This window comes from Burkholderia sp. KJ006 (assembly GCF_000262695.1).
GTDB classification, from domain to species: Bacteria; Pseudomonadota; Gammaproteobacteria; order Burkholderiales; family Burkholderiaceae; genus Burkholderia; species Burkholderia vietnamiensis.
On record NC_017921.1, the window covers coordinates 932,381 to 948,616 of the forward strand.

The following is a 16,236-nucleotide window of genomic DNA, read 5'->3' on the forward strand; positions in this document are numbered from 1 at the left end:
CGGCCTCAACGGGTTTCGAGTACGGGGTCGGCAGCCGGCGCGGCGGCCGGGCCGGTTTGCGCGCGGCGTTCGAAGCGCATCGCCGAGTCGGCGAGCCCGCTGAACTTCAGCGATGCGAGATCGAGCACGTAGTTCTGGTGAAACTTCCACGGCTTGCGATGGCCCTGCTTCGGCAGTATGCCGGCCGCGCGCTGGATGTAGCCGGAGCTCAGGTTCACGGCCGGCACGTCGCCGAGCTCGCCGGCGCCGAGCCGCGGCACGCAGGTGTCGTAGCCGTGCGCGCGCATGTGGTTCAGCAGCCGGCAGACGTAGCGCGCGATCAGCTCGGCCTTCAGCGTCCACGACGCGTTCGTGTAGCCGAACGACGACGCGAGGTTCGGGACGTCGCTGTACATCATGCCCTTGTAGGACACCGTCTGCGCGAGGTCGACCGGGCGGCCGTCCACCGTGACGCGCGCGCCGCCGAGCATCTTCACCTTCAGCCCGGTCGCGGTGACGATCACGTCGGCGTCGAGCCGCTGGCCGCTCTTGAGCTGCAGGCCGGTCGGCGTGAAGCGTTCGATCTCGTCGGTGACGATCGACGCGCGGCCCGTGCGGATCGACTTGAACAGGTCGCCGTTCGGCACGAGGCACACGCGCTGGTCCCACGGCATGTAGCGCGGCGTCAGATGCTTCGCGACGTCGAAGCCGGGGCCGAGCTGCCGGCTCGCGGCGCGGATGATGAACCGCTTCGTGCGTTCGGGCTTGCGGCGCGACACGTTGTAGAGGTACATCGTCAGCAGCACGTTCTTGATCCGCACCAGCCGGTGCGCGAACCGCGACGGCAGCACGCGGCGCAACGCGTTGGCGATCCGGTCGCGCGCGGGCAGCGACACGATGTAGGTCGGCGAGCGCTGCAGCATCGTCACGTGCTTCGCCTCGGCCGCCATCGCGGGCACCAGCGTGACGGCCGTCGCGCCGCTGCCGATCACCACCACGCGCCGGTTCGCGTACGACAGGTCCTTCGGCCATTGCTGCGGATGCACGATCCGGCCTCCGAACGATTCCATGCCGGGCCAGTCGGGCAGGTAGCCGCCGTCGTAGTCGTAATAGCCGCTGCACATGTAGAGGAAGCGGCACGTATAGACGAGCGCGTCGGCCGCGCCGCCGCCGCTGCGCTCGACGCGCACCGTCCAGCGCGCACGGGCCGAATCCCAGTCGGCCGCGACGACCTTCTGGCCGAAGCGGATCGTCCTGTCGATGCCGTACGCGCGCGCCGTGTCGCGAATGTAGTCGAGGATCGTCTGGCCGTCCGAGATCGCGTTGTCGCTGTGCCACGGGCGGAAGCTGTAGCCGAGCGTGAACATGTCGGAATCCGAGCGCACGCCCGGATAGCGGAACAGGTCCCAGGTGCCGCCGATCGCGTCGCGCGCCTCGACGATCGCCACGCTCGCATGCGGGCAACGCTTTTTCAGGTGACAGGCCGCGCCGATGCCGGACAGGCCGGCGCCGACGATCAACACGTCGAGGTCGCGGCTCTCGCCGGGATCGCGGCGCGCGTCGCGCCGGTCGGTGGTGGTCGAGCTCATGCGGGGTCCTTGGTCGGTGACGTGGGCAGCGCGGCCGGCCCGTGCGACCGCGCGAGATTGCGCGCGCGGGCGCGGCGCACGTGGCGCAGGACGAGCCGCTGATAGCCGGCGCCGAGCAGCCGCGCGATCTTGTCCAGGCGGCGCGCATCGGCGCCGACCAGCACGCGGCGCGCATTGCGCTCGACGCCCGCGAGGATCTGCCGCGCGGCGTCGTCGGCGGTCGTCGCGTCGATCAGGCGGTTCGCCTGGCGACGGTGGGTCGCTTCGTCCTGCCCGGTGAGCGCGTGGATGCTGGTGTCGACGCGGCTCGCGTCGACGATGCCGGTCGCGACGCCGCCCGGATGCACGCAGGTCGCGCTGACCGGCGCGCCGTCCAGTTCGAGCTCCATCCGCAGCGCTTCGGTGAAGCCGCGCACCGCGAACTTAGTCGCGTTGTACGCGCTCTGCGTGGGCATCGCGACGAGCCCGAACAGGCTCGACGTGTTGACGACGTGTCCGTCGCCCGACGCGCGCAGATGCGGCAGGAACGCCTGCGTGCCATGCACGACGCCCCAGAAATTGACGCCGACGATCCATTCGAGATCGTCGATGCGCGCGGTTTCCGCGCTCGCGGCCAGCGATACGCCCGCGTTGTTGAAGATCAGATTGACCTTGCCGTGCTCGGCCCGCACGAACGCCGCCCACGCGAACACCGCGTCGCGGTCCGCGACGTCGAGCCGCCGCGTGCTGGTGCGCACGCCGTATTGCGCGCACGCGGCGGCCGTGGCCGCGAGCCCGACGTCGTTCACGTCGGCGAGCGCGACCGCGCAGCCGCGCCGCGCCAGCTCGACCGCGAGACTGCGGCCCATGCCCGAACCAGCGCCGGTGATCGCGGCGACCTTGCCGGAAAATCCCTTCATGCGTCTTCCTCCCGTTCCGCTTGCGCTGCGTCCGCGGCGCGCTTATTGTGGTGTTGTTCGTCACCACCTTAGTTTTCGGGCGTCCCGATGTCAAACAGCGAAATGGAGAAAGCCCTCGAAACGCCAAAGCGGGGCCGCGCTTACGGCGGCGTGGCGCACGAAGTCCGGGCGGCCGGGCGGCGCGACGCGCTGCTGCGCGCCGCGACGCAGGTGTTCGGCACGGTGGGGTTCCGCAAGGCGACCGTGCGGTCGATCTGCCAGGAGGCGAAGCTCAACGATCGCTACTTCTACGCCGCGTTCGACAGCGCCGAGTCGCTGCTGCGCGCGACCTACCTGCATCACGCGCAGCAACTGCACGGCGCGGTCGCGCGCGCGGTGGCGGCGCGCGGCGGCGACCTCGACGCGCGCGTCGACGCGGGGCTCGCGGCGTTCTTCGGCTACCTGCGCGACCCGTGTGCGGCGCGCGTGCTGCTGCTCGAAGTGATGGGCGTGAGCGCCGAAACCGACGCGACCTACCAGCGGATGCTGCTCGATTTCGGCAAGCTGATCATGGAGATCGGCGCGACGCCCGAGGCCGCGACGCCCGCCGAACGCATCGAGCAGCGGCTCGTCGGGCTTGCGCTGGTCGGCGCGATGACCAACGTCGGCGCGGCGTGGCTGCTCACTGGCTATCGCGATCCCGAGGCGCAGATGGTCGCGAGTTGCCGGAAGGTGCTGCTGGGCACGTTGCGGCAAGACGGGTAGCGGCCGGCCAGCCGGCGCACGAGGCGCCGACTTTCAAATTTTCCGACGTGCCCGACCGGCACGCGGCCGCGTGACTAAGCCGCTCCGGGCGCGCGGCGCGCCGCGCGTTTCGACGCCGTCGCGCGCGCCGGTGCGGTTGGCCGTGCGGTTCCGATGCACGCTTTCATCGCGTCGACGAACGCGCGCACTTTCCGCGACGGCATGCGCGTCGACGGATACACCGCGTGGATCCCGGCTCGCGCCGAGCGCCATGCGGGCAACAGCCGCACCAGCCGGCCGGCCGCCACGTCGTCCGTGATCGAGAAATCCGTCAGGAGCCCGAAGCCGCCGCCCGCGAGCGCGATCGCGCGGCACGCGGTCGCGGTGTTCGAGACGACCGGCGCGACGCAGCGCACCGACGCGTGAGCGCCGCGCGCATGGTGGAGTTCGAGCGTATGCGGGCGCGGCAGCGTCGACAGCATCACGAACGGCAGCGCGGCGAGCGCGTCCGGATCGCGCGGCAGCCCGTAGCGCGCGACGAACGCGGGGCTCGCCACGAGCCATTTCTCGTATTCGCCGAGCTGCACCGCGCGGTAGTTCGAATCGGCGAGCCGGCCGATGCGGATCGCGACGTCGAGGTTGTCCGCGACGAGATCGACGACCCGATCGTTCGCGATCAGCTCGACGTCGAGCGCCGGATGCGCGTCGCGCAACGCGACGATCGCCGGCGCGACCACCAGCGCGCCGTAGTCGATCGGCACGCTCACGCGCAGCGTGCCGCGCAGCGGCCCCGCGTCGGACGACGCGGCGTCGAGCGCGGCTTCCGCCGCACGCAGGATGTCGCAGCACGCATCGTAGAACGCACGCCCCGCGTCGGTCACGCTCAGGCGCCGCGTGGTGCGCACCAGCAGGTTCGCGCCGACCTCGGATTCGAGCCGCTGCATGTGCGTGCTGACGACCGTCTTCGCCAGCCCGAGCCGCTCCGCGGCGGCCGTCAGCGAGCCGGCATCGACCACCGCGACGAAGATCGCCAGCCGGTTCAGGTTCACGTCGCGTAGATCGGCCATCGTCGATTGTCCTATGAAAGAGGATGATGTTTCCGCGATTATCCGTCTTCTGCGCAGCAACGGCGCACGTTACGCTGGGGCCGTTCGTCGCCGAATTCCGGCGGCGCGAGATCCAGGAGCCTTGCCATGTCTGCTGCCAACCAGCCTGCCCGTCCGGTTCGCGTCTATTCGTTCCCGCTGTCCGGGCATGCGCACCGCGTTCGCCTGTTCCTGTCGCTGCTCGGCGTGCCGTTCGACACGATCGACGTCGATCTGGCCGGCGGCGCGCAGCGTGAGCCCGCGTTCCTCGCGCTCAATCCGCTCGGCCAGGTGCCGGTGATCGACGACGACGGCATCGTGCTGGCCGATTCGAACGCGATCCTGGTCTATCTCGCGAAGCGCTATGGCGACGCCCACTGGCTGCCGGACGACGCGCTCGGCGCGGCCACCGTGCAGCGCTGGCTGTCGTACGCAGCGGGACCGATCGCGTCGGGGCCGGCGGCCGCGCGGCTCGTCACCGTGTTCAACGCGACGCTCGATCACGACGCGGCCAAGCGCACCGCCGCGAAGGTGCTCGCCGCGATCGACGGCGAGCTGGCCGGCAAGCCGTTCGCGGCCGGCGCGCAGCCGACGATCGCCGACATCGCCGCGTACACGTACATCGCGCACGCGCCGGAAGGCGGCGTGTCGCTCGAGCCGTATCCGCACGTGCGCGCGTGGCTCGCGCGCGTCGAGGCGCTGCCGGGTTTCGTCGGGATGCCGGCGACGCGCGCCGGCTTGCTCGCCGCGTGACGCGCGGCGGATCGACACGCGTAACCACCGGGAGAACGAGATGATCGCGCCGAGCGCCGCCGTACCGGGCTGGGAACTCGAGGTGCCGCCGTTTCATGCGGGCGAGCTCGCCGTGCAGCAGCGTGCCGGCGTGACCGAGGCCGCCGGTGCGGGCGGCCGGCGCGGCATTCGCCGCTTCATGCCGGACCAGCACCGGACCTTCTTCGCTCAGCTGCCGTTGTTCGTGCTCGGCGGCGTCGATGCGCACGGCCAGCCGTGGGCGACGCTGCGGGTCGGCATGCCGGGCTTCGTGACGGCGCCGGACCCGCGCACGCTGCGCATCGACGGCGATGCGCTGCCCGGCGATCCGCTCGCCGGCACGTGGCGGCCCGGCGTGCCGTTCGGCGGGCTCGGCATCGAGTTCGACACGCGTCGGCGCAATCGCGTGAACGGCGTCGTGCGGGCGGTCGACGGCGGTGCGCTGACGGTTGCGGTCGACCAGAGCTTCGGCAATTGCGCGAAGTACATCCAGGCGCGCAAGCCGGTGCGCGTGCCGCGTGAGGGCGAGCGGTCCGCGGCTGATGCGGCGCCCGAGGTGTCGGACCGGCTGAGCGACGCCGATCGCGTGCTGCTCGCGCAGGCCGACACGTTCTTCGTCGCGAGCGCGAACACGGCGGCGGCGGCCGGCCCCGCGCGCGGCGCCGACGTGTCGCATCGCGGCGGGATGCCGGGCTTCGTGCGCGTCGACGACGCCCACACGCTGACCACGCCCGATTTCAGCGGCAACCGCTTCTTCAACACGCTCGGCAATCTGCAGCTCGATCCGCGCGCGGGCCTGCTGTTCGTCGACTTCGACAGCGGCGACCTGCTGTACGTCGCCGCCGACGCGGAGATCGTGTGGGACGGGCCGCTCGTCGCGTCGTTCGACGGCGCGCAGCGCGTCGTGCGTTTTCGGGTGCGCGAAGTGCGGCGCACGCGTCGCGTGCTGCCGTTGCGCTGGTCGCCGGTCGAGCGGGCGCCGCAGTTTGCGGCGGCGACGCGAGCGCCGGCCGCGACGGCTTCGCAAGCGGCGGCGTCGCATGTGCCGACGCCCGCATCCGCCGCGCCGTCGGCGTCCGGCTGGCGCGCGCTGCGCGTCGCGAAGATCGTCGACGAAGCGCGCGCGATCCGCTCGTTTCATTTCGAGGCGGCGGACGGCGCCGCGCTGCCCGCATACGAAGCCGGTCAGCATCTGACGCTGCGCGTCGCGCTGCCGGGCGGCGATGCGCCGGCGATCCGCAGCTACACGCTGTCGGATGCGCCCGGCGCCGCCCATTACCGGATCACCGTGAAGCGGGAAGGGCGCGTGTCGGCGTGGCTGCACGACCACGCGCGCGCCGGCATGACGCTCGACGCGCAGATGCCGCGCGGCCGCTTCACGTTCGACGTCGCGAGCCCGCGACCGGCCGTGCTGGTGTCGGCCGGCATCGGCATCACGCCGATGATGGCGATGCTGCGACGCGCGCTGGCCGACGACAGCGCGTCGCGCCGCGTGGTGTTCGTGCACGGTGCGCGCGACGCGGCCGACCGGCCGTTCGCCGCCGAGCTCGCGCGTCTCGCACATGCCGATGCGCGCGTGTCGCTGCACTGCTTCGACAGCCGCGCGCAGCGCGACGGCGCGGGCCGCATCGACGTCGCGCAGCTCAAGCGCATCCTGCCGTTCGACGACTACGACTTCTACCTGTGCGGGCCGGCCGCCTTCATGCGCGAGCTGTACGACGGGCTGCGCGCGCTGAACGTCGCGGACGAGCGGATCCGTTTCGAGGCGTTCGGGCCGTCGAGCGTCGTGCGTACGACGCACCGAGCCGATCGCACGTCGCCGGCGGCGAGCGTGCCCGTGGTGTTTCGGCGCTCGGCGCGCGACGCCGAATGGACGCCCGCCGACGGCACGCTGCTCGAATTCGCCGAAAGCCGCGGCGTGACGGTGCCGTCGGATTGCCGCGCCGGCTCGTGCGGGACCTGCGCGACGCGTGTGCTGTCCGGCGCGGTCGACTACCTGCACGCATACGACGCAGCGGTCGAACCCGGCTGCGCGCTGCTGTGCGTCGCGCAGCCGGCCGCACGGGCCGACGAGCCGCTCGTGCTCGACCGTTGACGCACGCGCGGCAACGCTGCGACACGCCGTCGCACGACGCGTGCTGCGCTAAAACCGCGCGCAACTGCTTCTTTTTCCGGAGACCTGTCGGACCGACGATAGCGTCAACCGATCGAACAAAGGAGCAACATCATGAAACTGTTCAGCATGATCCGTCTGGTTCTGTGGAGTTTCTTCGGCGTGCGCAACAGCAAGTCGCACGCGTCCGACCTCGCGAACGTCAATTTCACGCTGCTGCCGTTCGTCGCGATCGTGCTCGCCGTGCTGGTCGGCGCGGTGATCTACGGCGTCGTTCATCTGGTCGCCGATCCGACCGCGACGATGCAGGGGTTCTGAACGATGGCCGAAACGCGCGCGAGTCGTCGCGCGCGTTTCGCGGTTCGCCCGGGCGTTGCACGTTGCCCGGCGAGCGCCGCTGCGGCGCGTCCTTCGCTCTAGGCGTTCTCCTCGCTTCAATCGCGTCGTCCCGCTTCACCTGCCCGGCGCGCTGCGCGCGCTTCACCCCATTCCCCGACCCGTTCCCGTGCCCGCGGTAAAATGCGCGCCGCGCCGCGATGCCGCGCGCGACGGGCATCCCGCCGTTCCGACGAACGGCGCACACAGGCCCGCCGCGCGCGCCGCGGCGTTCGAAGCGTTCCCCGCACGACACGCCCGCGCGAAGCCGCCGGCCGCCCGCTGCGCCGCCGATCCACCGATCGGCGGCCAGGCCGGCGCCCGGCGCGTCAGCGGCTCAGATGCCCCAACCTGCGCTATCCCGACCGATCGGCCCGCACGCGGCCCGATCGCGCGGCGCGTCCGACGCACGGCGGGTCGAGCACGCGCACGGCGTCTGTCCGGCACCGTCGCGGCGGCGTGCGCTGCGTGTTTCCCAGGTTCAGCGCGTTTCGACAGGAACGAGCGGCAAGTTTTCCATCCAGAACGATGACGGTGAATAGAACAATCGCGTTGGCCGCACGGCGGCGGCGCACGAAGGTCGGCTTGGGCGTGGGCCTCGGCATCACGCTTTTCGCGGCGCAGGCCGCGGCCGCGCCGGGCGACGCGCGACCGGCTTCGGATGCCGATGCGGCCGGCGGCGCGACGCTGCCGGCGATCACGGTCAGCGGCGAACGCGGCAGCGCGCTGCGCGCGCGCGAAGCGTCGGTCGCCGGCCTCGACGATGCGCCGCTGCGCGACACGCCCGCGTCGGTAAGCGTCGTGACGCGCGCGCTGATCGACGATCAGCAGGCGAAGCGCCTGTCGGACGTGCTGCGCAACGACGCGTCGGTGGTCAACGACTATGCGCCGGTCGGCTACTTCGAGGGCTTCGCGATTCGCGGCTTTCCGGTCGATCTCGCGAGCGCGATCCGGATCGACGGCCTGACGGTGTCCGGCGAACAGAACGTGCCGCTCGAGAACAAGGAGCGCGTCGAGATCCTGAAGGGGCTCGCCGGCATCGACGGCGGCGTGGTCGCGCCGGGCGGCGTGATCAACTTCGTGACGAAGCGCGCGGCCGACGTCGCGAGCGTGACGGCCGGTGTCGACAGCCGTGGCTCGACGTCGGCGGCCGTGGATCTCGGCCGCCGCTTCGGCGCCGATCATCAGTTCGGCTTCCGGATCAATGCGGCGAAGGAGAATATGCACTCCTACGTCGACGACACGAACGGACGGCGCACGTTCGGCTCGATCGCCGCCGACTGGGACATCAGCCCGCGCGCGAGCCTGCAGCTCAATGCGGAATTCCAGCAGTGGATCCAGCGCTCGGCGCCCGGCTACCAGCTGCTCGGCGGCACGGTCGTACCGTCGGTCAAGACGACCTCGAAGGCGCTCGGCACGCAGCCGTGGGCGAAGCCGGTGACGACCGACGCGCTGAACCTGAACGCGCGCTTCGACTACCAGTTCAGCGACGACTGGAAAGCCTACGTCGCGGCCGGCCGCAGCCGCACGATGATCGACGACAACAGCGCGTTCCCGTACGGCTGCTCTTACGCGGCGAGCTGCGCGGGCGGCGCGACCTCGCCGTTCTTCTTCGGCGCGAACGGTGACTACGACGTGTACGACTTCCGCAGCCCGGGCGAATACCGCCGCAACGACGACCTGCGTGCGGTCACCACCGGCAAGTTCGCGACCGGCCCGCTGCGCCACGAGCTGACGCTCGGCATCAGCGTGCAGCGTCGCGTCGTGCATATGGCCGATGCCGTGTACGACTACGTGGGCAGCGAGAACGTCTACGGGCCGGACGTCGCGTTCCCGCCGTCGCCCAACACGCCGGGGCCGTCGTATCCGCGGCTCGACGCGTGGCAATACGGCGTGTTCGGGCTGGATCGCATCAGCCTCGGCGAGCACTGGCAGCTGCTGGCGGGCGGCAAGGAAGTGCTGCTGCGCCAGCGCAGCTGGGACAGCATCGACGGCGATGCGACGCATACCGATCGCTCGGTGTTCCTGCCGCAGGTCGCGCTCGTCTACAAGCCGGTAACGGCGTTGTCGCTGTATGCGTCGTACAGCAAGGCGCTGTCGCTCGGCGATCAGGCGCCGGTGCGCGCGACCAACGCGTATGCGTTCCTGCCGCCGGTCGAGTCGCATCAATTCGAACTCGGCGCGAAATACGACTGGCTCGATCGGATGAGCATCATGGCCGCCGTGTTCTCGATCAGCAAGCCGTTCCAGTTCGCGGACCCCGACGCATCGGGCGCGAGCTACACGTTCGTGCAACGCGGCACGCAACGGCACCAGGGGATCGAGCTGGGTGCGACCGGCCGGCTGACCGAGCGCATGGCGCTGAGCGCGAGCGTCGCGGCGATTCGCGCGCGTGCCTACGATTCCGGCTCGCCGGCGTACGAGGGGCACCAGATCATCAACGTGCCGGCGCTGCGCGCGTCGCTGTATGCGGACTACGCTGTGCCGCACGTCGCGGGGCTGAACCTGCTCGGCGGCGTCGAGTACAGCGCCGGCCGCAACGCGAACGAAGAGGGCACCGCGCGCGTGCCGTCGTGGTTCGTGTTCAATCTCGGCGCGCGCTATACGACGAAGATCGGCGGCCATCGCACGGTGCTACGCGTGTCGGTCGACAACCTGTTCAACAAGTTCTACTGGCGCGACGCGGGCGAGCAGCAGGGCGACGCGTACCTGTTCCCGGGCGCGCCGCGTACCGCGCGCGTATCGTTGACCTATGATTTCTGATCGTCCGGTGTGCGCGGCATGACGCGCGCCGCCGGCCGTTACCCAGGAGAGCACAGACGATGTCCCCACTCGAAATCGCCGGCGTGATCGTCAGCGCGCTGGCGATCTGGTTGACCGCGAAGCGGCGCATGCTGTGCTGGCCGGTCGGCCTCGCGTCGGTCGCGCTGTACGGCTGGATCTTCTTCGACGCGAAGCTCTATTCCGACATGCTGCTGCAGGGCGCGTTCGCGGTGCTGCAGGTGTACGGCTGGCGCCGCTGGATCGCGCAGCGTGAGCTGGACGCCGGCAGCGCGGGCGCTGCGCCGGCCGGCGACGTCGCGCCCGTGACCGGCGTGCGGCCGCGGCAGATGTTGCCCGACCTGATCGCGGCGGTCGTCGGCAGCGCGCTGCTCGGCGGAATGATGGCGCGCTGGACCGATGCGGCGCTGCCGTTCGTCGATGCGTCGCTGACCGCGTTCAGCCTCGTCGCGCAGTACTGGACCGCGCGACGCTACATCGCGTCGTGGGGGCTGTGGATCGTCGTGAACGTCGTGTACGTCGGGATGTTCGTGTTCAAGGCGCTGTATCTGACCGCCGGGCTCTATGCGCTGTTCATCGCGCTCGCCGTGATCGGCTGGCGCGACTGGCGTCGCTCGGCCGACGCATTGCATGCGGCGACGAGCCCGGCCGCCTGACACCTCACGGAGCAACGTCGTTCATGACATTTCCTCTCGAGCCGGACGCGCGTGCAGTGCGCGGTGAAGCCGATACGCATGACGTCGCGCCGCCGCAATTCGGCGTCGACGGCGAGCAGGCCGAGCGCGACTGGCCGCTGATGACGCTCGACGAAGTCGCCGGCGTGCTCGCGCGCATCGACGGCGCCGGCGCACCGGCGCGGCTCGCGTGGCACAGCCCGCGACCGTTCTCGGCGGCCGTGCTGGTCCACACCACCCGCGAGCGCGCACTGTTCGTCAAGCGCCATCACGCGAGCCTGCGCGACGTCGCGGCGCTCGCCGAAGAGCATCGCTTCATCGCCCATCTGCGGGCGCACGGCGTGCCGGTCGCGGACGTGCTGGCGGCGCGCGACGGCGCGAGCGCGTTCGCGTCGGGCGACTGGACCTACGAAGTGCATGCGCTCGCGCCGGGCGTGGACGCGTATCGCGGCGTGATGTCGTGGAAGCCGTTCGCGCATCCGTCGCATGCGTATGCGGCCGGCCGCGCGCTGGCCGAACTGCATCGCGCGTCGGCCGGCTACGATGCGCCGGCGCGGCCCGTGCGCACGCTGCTGTCGAGTTTTCGCGTGTTGTCGTGCGCGGATCTGACCGGCGCGCTCGCACGCTGGGTCGACGCGCAGCCGCTGTTGACGCGCGCGCTCGGCACGCGCGACTGGCGCGGCGATGTCGCGAAGTGGATCGGCCCGTATCACGCGCGCCTCGTGCCGCTGCTGGGCGCGCTGCCGCCGCTGTGGACGCACGGCGACTGGCATGCGTCGAATCTGCTGTGGACCGACGCCGCACCGGGCGCGCTGGTGCGCACGGTGCTCGACTTCGGATTGGCGGATCGCACCTGCGCGGTGATGGACCTCGCGCTCGCGATCGAGCGCAATGCGATCGACTGGCTGGCGCCGGCCGCTGCACGCCGCGTCGAATACGATCAGATCGGCGCGCTGCTCGACGGTTACGAGTCGATTGCGCCGTTGAGCGACGACGCGTATGCGGCGCTCGTCGCGATGCTGCCGATCGTGCATACGGAGTTCGCGCTGTCGGAAGTCGCGTATTTCGGCTGTATCGTCGCTGCGCCGGAGATCGTCGACGTCGCATACGACGGTTACCTGATCGGCCACGCGCAATGGTTCGGCGAGCGCGATGGGCGGAAGTTGCTGGACTGGCTGGTGGAGCGGCGGCTTACGAAGCGGCGCAGCCTGTAAAGCCGCGTGCCGGAGGAAGTCGCGCCGGCAGGCGGTTGCCCCGCGCTTCATCTTCCTTTCGTGCGGCGAGTTCTTCGAGGCAGAGCGTGAGAGGGCACCGAGACGATGTCTGCGCCCTCTGCGCTTTTGCGCGGAACAACGATTTCGACCGAAGCGCAGGTTCGTTTGAAGCCGAGCGGACCGGTTGCACGCCCGTGCGGTTTCGCGGGGGCTTGAGCCATATGCGGGGAAACTCGCACGTACGGTTCCTGGAAGAGAACACGCCGGTAACGGCGTGTCTTCACCGGCTTCGCTCTAGGACGATCCGCGCACTTTCCCGCGCAGATACGCGGCCGCACCCAACCTCGCGAAGGGCGTCTCGGAGCACGACGCATGCCGCGCCGAACCTGACGACACCGGCAATACGCAAACGGTCGCGCCTCGCTCGGCAGGCTCCTCAACGCGTCAGAAGCCCAGTTCGCGTTGCAATACCGCGGCCACGAACCGCAGGCCGCGGCCCAGGTAGCTTTCGCGGCCGGCGCCGAGCTGCGCCGTGCCGGGCACCTCGCGTCCCGGCCCGTCGCCGCCGCTGCACGCGTCGAAGCGCACCTGCCAGGTGGCTTGCAGCGGCACCAGCTGGTGCGTCTTCGGATCCTGCTCGGCGGGGATCGGGCCGCCGTACGTGCTGGCCACGGTGGGCTCGTCGAGCGTGGCCACGTTGACCTTGTCGATCGCGGCGATGCGGCAACGGCGCGCCGCGAGTTCGGGCACGTCCGACACGAACACGGCCGTCTGTCCGGCCGCGAGGCGCTCCACGTCGTGCTCGCCCACGTAGGCGTCGCCTTTCACGCCGCCGGGCGCCACGATGTCGTAGAGCCGCTCGCCGCGCGGCAGCCAGGTGCCGGGCGCTTGCGCGTCGTCGTTGGCCTGCACGGTGCCGTCGAATGGCGCGCGGATCGTCAGTCGCGCGATCTCGGCACGCAGCCCCGCCACCGTCTGCCGCGCCGACTCCCAGCGGCGTTGCAACGCCGTGCCCTGCTGCTGCAGGCGATCGTCGAACGATTGCTGCTCGACTTCCCAGCGCAGTCGCGCCTCCTCGGCGCTGGCGCTGGCCAGCTTCGCATCGAGATCGGGCGACACCAGCACAGCGAGCGTGTCGCCGGTGCGTACCTTGCGCCCGTCGCGCGCCGGCTCCGGCGTCTCGGCGAGGTAGCCGGGCTCGACCGTATAGAGCCCCTGGGCGCGCAGCGGCGTGAGCACGGCCGGCGCGCTCACGCCGGCATGCCACGGCAGCACGAAGAATGCCAGCAGCGCCGCGCCCAGCAACGCGCTGCGTCGGGTTTCGCGGCGCCAGTGCAGCGCGTCGCGGCGCGCCCAGCAGTGCTGCGCCTCGCGCCACACCGGGCGCATGATGAACCAGCCGAATTCCACGCAGAACAGCACCATGCCGAGCAGCTTGAAGAACGCGTGATACACCACCAGCGCGATCGACATGAACACGGTCAGCCGGTACAGCCAGGTGGCGAACGAGAACGCGATCAGGAAGCGGCGGCGCTCGGCGCTGCACGGTTCGGGCTGCGGGTCGCCGAAGCCGAACAGGCGTTCGCGCAGCCACCAGCGGCCGAGCGCGAACGCGCGATCGTGCAGGTTCGGCATGTCGAGCCAGTCCGACAGCAGGAAATAGCCGTCGAAGCGCATGAAGGGGCTCGCGTTGATGCCGAGCGTGGCCACCCAGGTGGTGGTGGCGAGCAGGAACGCGCCGGCGCGCAGCGGCCCGTCGGGCAGCAGCGTCCACGCCAGCGTGGAGAACGCGGCGAGCGCCACCTCGCTGAGCATGCCGGCCGCGCCGATCCACAGCCGGCGGCGCCGCTCGGGCACCTTCCAGGCCTCGGTGGTGTCGGTGTACAGCACCGGCACCATCACCAGCAACGCCACGCCCATGGTGGGCACGCGGCAGCCGTGGCGCTGCGCCGTGTAGGCATGCGCGAACTCGTGCAGCACCTTGGCGAAGCCGAGCGCGATGCCCACGCCCACCAGGCCGCGCCAGTCGGCGTAGTTGTGGAAGGTGTGCAGGAATTCGTCCCAGCGCCGCGACGCGAGGAACAGGCCGAGCAGAGCCACCGCCGTGACCACGTACCAGAACGCCGGCCGGAACGCGAACGCGACGTAGCGGTGCGTGGCGCGCAGGAACGACATCGGATGCCAGATCGGAATCCGGATCATCAGGTAGTGCTTGAGCAGCCACATGGCGCGCGAGGTATGCTGCGCCGCCTCGTGGGCGTCGAGCCGTGCGGTGTCCGCGGCGCTCATGGCAACCAGCAGGTTCTCCTGGCGCAGCGTGCGCAGCAGCGCCTCCATGTCGTCGAGCGTGACGGTGAGGGTGGTGTCGCGGTTCACGGCCTCGACGATCGCGTTCGCGTCGTCGAGCGCCCAGCGCGAGAGCAGCTCGAACGCGGGCCAGCCGATCTGGAAGAAGCGGTTCGCGGCAGGATCGTGCAGCATCCAGGTCGGCGCGCCGTCGGGCGTCACGGGGCCGGCCGAGAGCGTCAGTTCCTGGCGCAGTTGCGGGAGTCGGTGCATGGTGCGAAAGCGTCGTGCGGGTCGTCGTGTTTCACCAGCCCAGCCACTGGCGGGCCAGCGTCAGCGGACGGCGCAGCAGGTAGTAGATCGCGGGTACCCACGGCCCGCGGATCCGTGCGGTGCCCATCGCGCCGAGTGGCGCATGCGCGTCGCCCGCATCGAGCGTGGCGCGCACGCGGTAGGCGAGCACGCCCTCGGGCGTCGGCTCGGCGCGCCAGGCCACGGTGTCGACGCGCGCGTCGTAGCTCGCCAGCGGCGAACTCTTCGGATACAGCGTCAGCGTGGTGCCGGGCTTCACGTCGATGTTGTCGGCCACCGGCAGCCACGCGGTCACTTCCACGTGCGCGGGATTGGCCAGCAGCAGGATCTTCTCCCCGACGGCCACCGCCTTGCCGGTCCATTCGTTTGGATCGCTGAAGATCGCCACGCCGGCGCGCTGCGCGGTGACGTTCACGCGCGCGAGCTGGCGCGCGGTGTAGTCGAGCTCGACGCGGCTCTGGTCGAGCTTGCCCTGGCGCTCGGCCATGTCGAGGCGGTTCTTGTCGTCGGTCACCGCGAGCTGCGCCGTCTGCCGGAGTTCCTCCTGGGCCGTGTCGAAATCCTTGCGGGCCACGGCGTAGCGCGACTGCAGCGTGGTGGCGTCGAGCGCGAGCAGCGGCGTGCCCTGCTGCACGACCTGGTTCGGACGCACGTACAGACGGTCGATCACGCCGTCGAGCGGCGCGCGCACCACGAACGGATCCTTCGGCGTGACCTCGGCCGGCGCGAGCACCGTGAGCCGCACCGGGATCACGCACGCCACCGCCAGCCCGATCAGCACGCGGCGCTGCTGGCGGCCGGGCTTCAGCAAGACCCGGGCACGCTCGCGCCACGAGGCGCGGGGCGCGAACGACTCGAACGCGTGCGCCCACACCTGGCCGAGCTCGGTCAGCAGCGCGGTGTCGGTGGCGCTCCAGATCCCGTCGCGCGCGAACACCACGCCGCCCACGGCGCGGCCGGCCCGATCGGTCAGCGGCAGCCACGCGCCGTGCTCGGGCCACCACGCGGCCCATTCCTCCACCACGTGCGGCGCGTCGGCGCGCAGGTCGGCGGCGGTGAAGGTGTGCACGCGCGGCCGCGCCGGCAGCACCGGCGCGCCCTGGCCTTCCACGCGCGCCGCGGCGTCCTCGGGCGGGGCGCTCTGCAGGCCGCGCGCGAGCGCCTTGCAAAGCTGGCCGAGCCATTGCACGTAGGGCGCGTTCGGATCGCTCTGAGGCAGGCCCGACAACGCGGCCACGTGGCCCGGCGTGTCGCCGCGCCACCACGCGGCCTGACGGTAGGGCACCAGCGCGAGCGTCTCGTTGACGATCGTGAAGCCGAGCGTGGTTTCGGTCGCGGCCGCGCGAGCGCGCGCCGACAGTTGCCAGAGCAGTGCGAGCTGCTGGCCGTCGATGCGGGGTTGAGCCGCCTCGTCCGCCGTACGGTTTGCCGTCAT

At 71.0% G+C, this 16,236-nt stretch carries 12 protein-coding genes; 7 read left to right on the forward strand and 5 right to left on the reverse strand.

Annotation, left to right across the window (positions count from 1 at the left end; all coding sequences use genetic code 11):
* Positions 1–5: 5 nt before the first annotated feature.
* Both MYA_RS18245 and MYA_RS18250 read right to left on the reverse strand, forming a co-directional pair.
* On the reverse strand, positions 6–1,568 hold the full coding sequence (locus MYA_RS18245) for a flavin-containing monooxygenase (RefSeq protein ID WP_014724515.1): 1,563 nt from the start codon (positions 1,566–1,568) through the stop codon (positions 6–8).
* Positions 1,565–2,467, reverse strand: coding sequence for an SDR family NAD(P)-dependent oxidoreductase (locus MYA_RS18250; protein WP_011881431.1), 903 nt, complete (start codon positions 2,465–2,467; stop codon positions 1,565–1,567). The genes MYA_RS18245 and MYA_RS18250 overlap by 4 nt, the downstream gene beginning before the upstream one ends.
* Before the next feature lie 87 nt (positions 2,468–2,554).
* Here MYA_RS18250 and MYA_RS18255 point away from each other — a divergent pair, with 87 nt between their 5' ends.
* On the forward strand, positions 2,555–3,211 hold the full coding sequence (locus tag MYA_RS18255; RefSeq protein WP_041494077.1) for a TetR/AcrR family transcriptional regulator: 657 nt from the start codon (positions 2,555–2,557) through the stop codon (positions 3,209–3,211).
* A 74-nt stretch (positions 3,212–3,285) separates the two neighbouring features.
* Here the strand turns inward: MYA_RS18255 and MYA_RS18260 are convergent, their stop codons facing one another.
* Positions 3,286–4,257, reverse strand: coding sequence for a LysR family transcriptional regulator (locus tag MYA_RS18260; protein WP_014724517.1), 972 nt, complete (start codon positions 4,255–4,257; stop codon positions 3,286–3,288).
* 126 nt (positions 4,258–4,383) lie between these two features.
* On the opposite strand from MYA_RS18260, the gene MYA_RS18265 reads away from it, so the two are divergent.
* The 6 genes from MYA_RS18265 (at position 4,384) to MYA_RS18290 (ending at position 12,203) form a co-directional block, all read left to right on the forward strand.
* Positions 4,384–5,028 carry a glutathione S-transferase family protein gene (locus MYA_RS18265; RefSeq protein WP_014724518.1) on the forward strand — a complete coding sequence of 215 codons (645 nt, stop codon included), beginning with the start codon at positions 4,384–4,386 and terminating at the stop codon, positions 5,026–5,028.
* Positions 5,029–5,068: 40 nt separating this feature from the next.
* Complete coding sequence (locus MYA_RS18270) at positions 5,069–7,141, forward strand: 2Fe-2S iron-sulfur cluster-binding protein (protein ID WP_014724519.1); 2,073 nt, start codon at positions 5,069–5,071, stop codon at positions 7,139–7,141.
* Positions 7,142–7,273: 132 nt separating this feature from the next.
* Positions 7,274–7,477, forward strand: coding sequence for a DUF2970 domain-containing protein (locus tag MYA_RS18275; RefSeq protein WP_011881436.1), 204 nt, complete (start codon positions 7,274–7,276; stop codon positions 7,475–7,477).
* 585 nt (positions 7,478–8,062) lie between these two features.
* A complete protein-coding gene (locus MYA_RS18280) occupies positions 8,063–10,297 on the forward strand; it encodes a TonB-dependent siderophore receptor (RefSeq protein ID WP_014724521.1) in 2,235 nt (744 codons plus the stop codon).
* Positions 10,298–10,356: 59 nt separating this feature from the next.
* Complete coding sequence (gene pnuC / locus MYA_RS18285) at positions 10,357–10,971, forward strand: nicotinamide riboside transporter PnuC (protein WP_011881438.1); 615 nt, start codon at positions 10,357–10,359, stop codon at positions 10,969–10,971.
* 23 nt (positions 10,972–10,994) lie between these two features.
* Complete coding sequence (locus MYA_RS18290; protein ID WP_014724522.1) at positions 10,995–12,203, forward strand: phosphotransferase enzyme family protein; 1,209 nt, start codon at positions 10,995–10,997, stop codon at positions 12,201–12,203.
* A gap of 444 nt (positions 12,204–12,647) precedes the next feature.
* Here MYA_RS18290 and MYA_RS18295 read toward each other — a convergent pair whose 3' ends face one another.
* Both MYA_RS18295 and MYA_RS18300 read right to left on the reverse strand, forming a co-directional pair.
* Positions 12,648–14,762, reverse strand: coding sequence for an HlyD family efflux transporter periplasmic adaptor subunit (locus MYA_RS18295; RefSeq protein WP_014724523.1), 2,115 nt, complete (start codon positions 14,760–14,762; stop codon positions 12,648–12,650).
* A 31-nt stretch (positions 14,763–14,793) separates the two neighbouring features.
* Positions 14,794–16,236 (reverse strand): efflux RND transporter periplasmic adaptor subunit, encoded by a 1,443-nt coding sequence (locus MYA_RS18300; RefSeq protein WP_014724524.1) that lies wholly within the window; start codon positions 16,234–16,236, stop codon positions 14,794–14,796.

What these genes read in the sequence shown, in the direction of transcription:
- MYA_RS18245 (WP_014724515.1), bottom strand. Translation starts at nt 1,568, where the DNA reads ATGAGCTCGACCACCACCGACCGGCGCGACGCGCGCCGCGATCCCGGC.
- MYA_RS18250 (WP_011881431.1), bottom strand. Translation starts at nt 2,467, where the DNA reads ATGAAGGGATTTTCCGGCAAGGTCGCCGCGATCACCGGCGCTGGTTCG.
- MYA_RS18255 (WP_041494077.1), top strand. Translation starts at nt 2,555, where the DNA reads ATGTCAAACAGCGAAATGGAGAAAGCCCTCGAAACGCCAAAGCGGGGC.
- MYA_RS18260 (WP_014724517.1), bottom strand. Translation starts at nt 4,257, where the DNA reads ATGGCCGATCTACGCGACGTGAACCTGAACCGGCTGGCGATCTTCGTC.
- MYA_RS18265 (WP_014724518.1), top strand. Translation starts at nt 4,384, where the DNA reads ATGTCTGCTGCCAACCAGCCTGCCCGTCCGGTTCGCGTCTATTCGTTC.
- MYA_RS18270 (WP_014724519.1), top strand. Translation starts at nt 5,069, where the DNA reads ATGATCGCGCCGAGCGCCGCCGTACCGGGCTGGGAACTCGAGGTGCCG.
- MYA_RS18275 (WP_011881436.1), top strand. Translation starts at nt 7,274, where the DNA reads ATGAAACTGTTCAGCATGATCCGTCTGGTTCTGTGGAGTTTCTTCGGC.
- MYA_RS18280 (WP_014724521.1), top strand. Translation starts at nt 8,063, where the DNA reads ATGACGGTGAATAGAACAATCGCGTTGGCCGCACGGCGGCGGCGCACG.
- pnuC (WP_011881438.1), top strand. Translation starts at nt 10,357, where the DNA reads ATGTCCCCACTCGAAATCGCCGGCGTGATCGTCAGCGCGCTGGCGATC.
- MYA_RS18290 (WP_014724522.1), top strand. Translation starts at nt 10,995, where the DNA reads ATGACATTTCCTCTCGAGCCGGACGCGCGTGCAGTGCGCGGTGAAGCC.
- MYA_RS18295 (WP_014724523.1), bottom strand. Translation starts at nt 14,762, where the DNA reads ATGCACCGACTCCCGCAACTGCGCCAGGAACTGACGCTCTCGGCCGGC.
- MYA_RS18300 (WP_014724524.1), bottom strand. Translation starts at nt 16,236, where the DNA reads ATGACGGCAAACCGTACGGCGGACGAGGCGGCTCAACCCCGCATCGAC.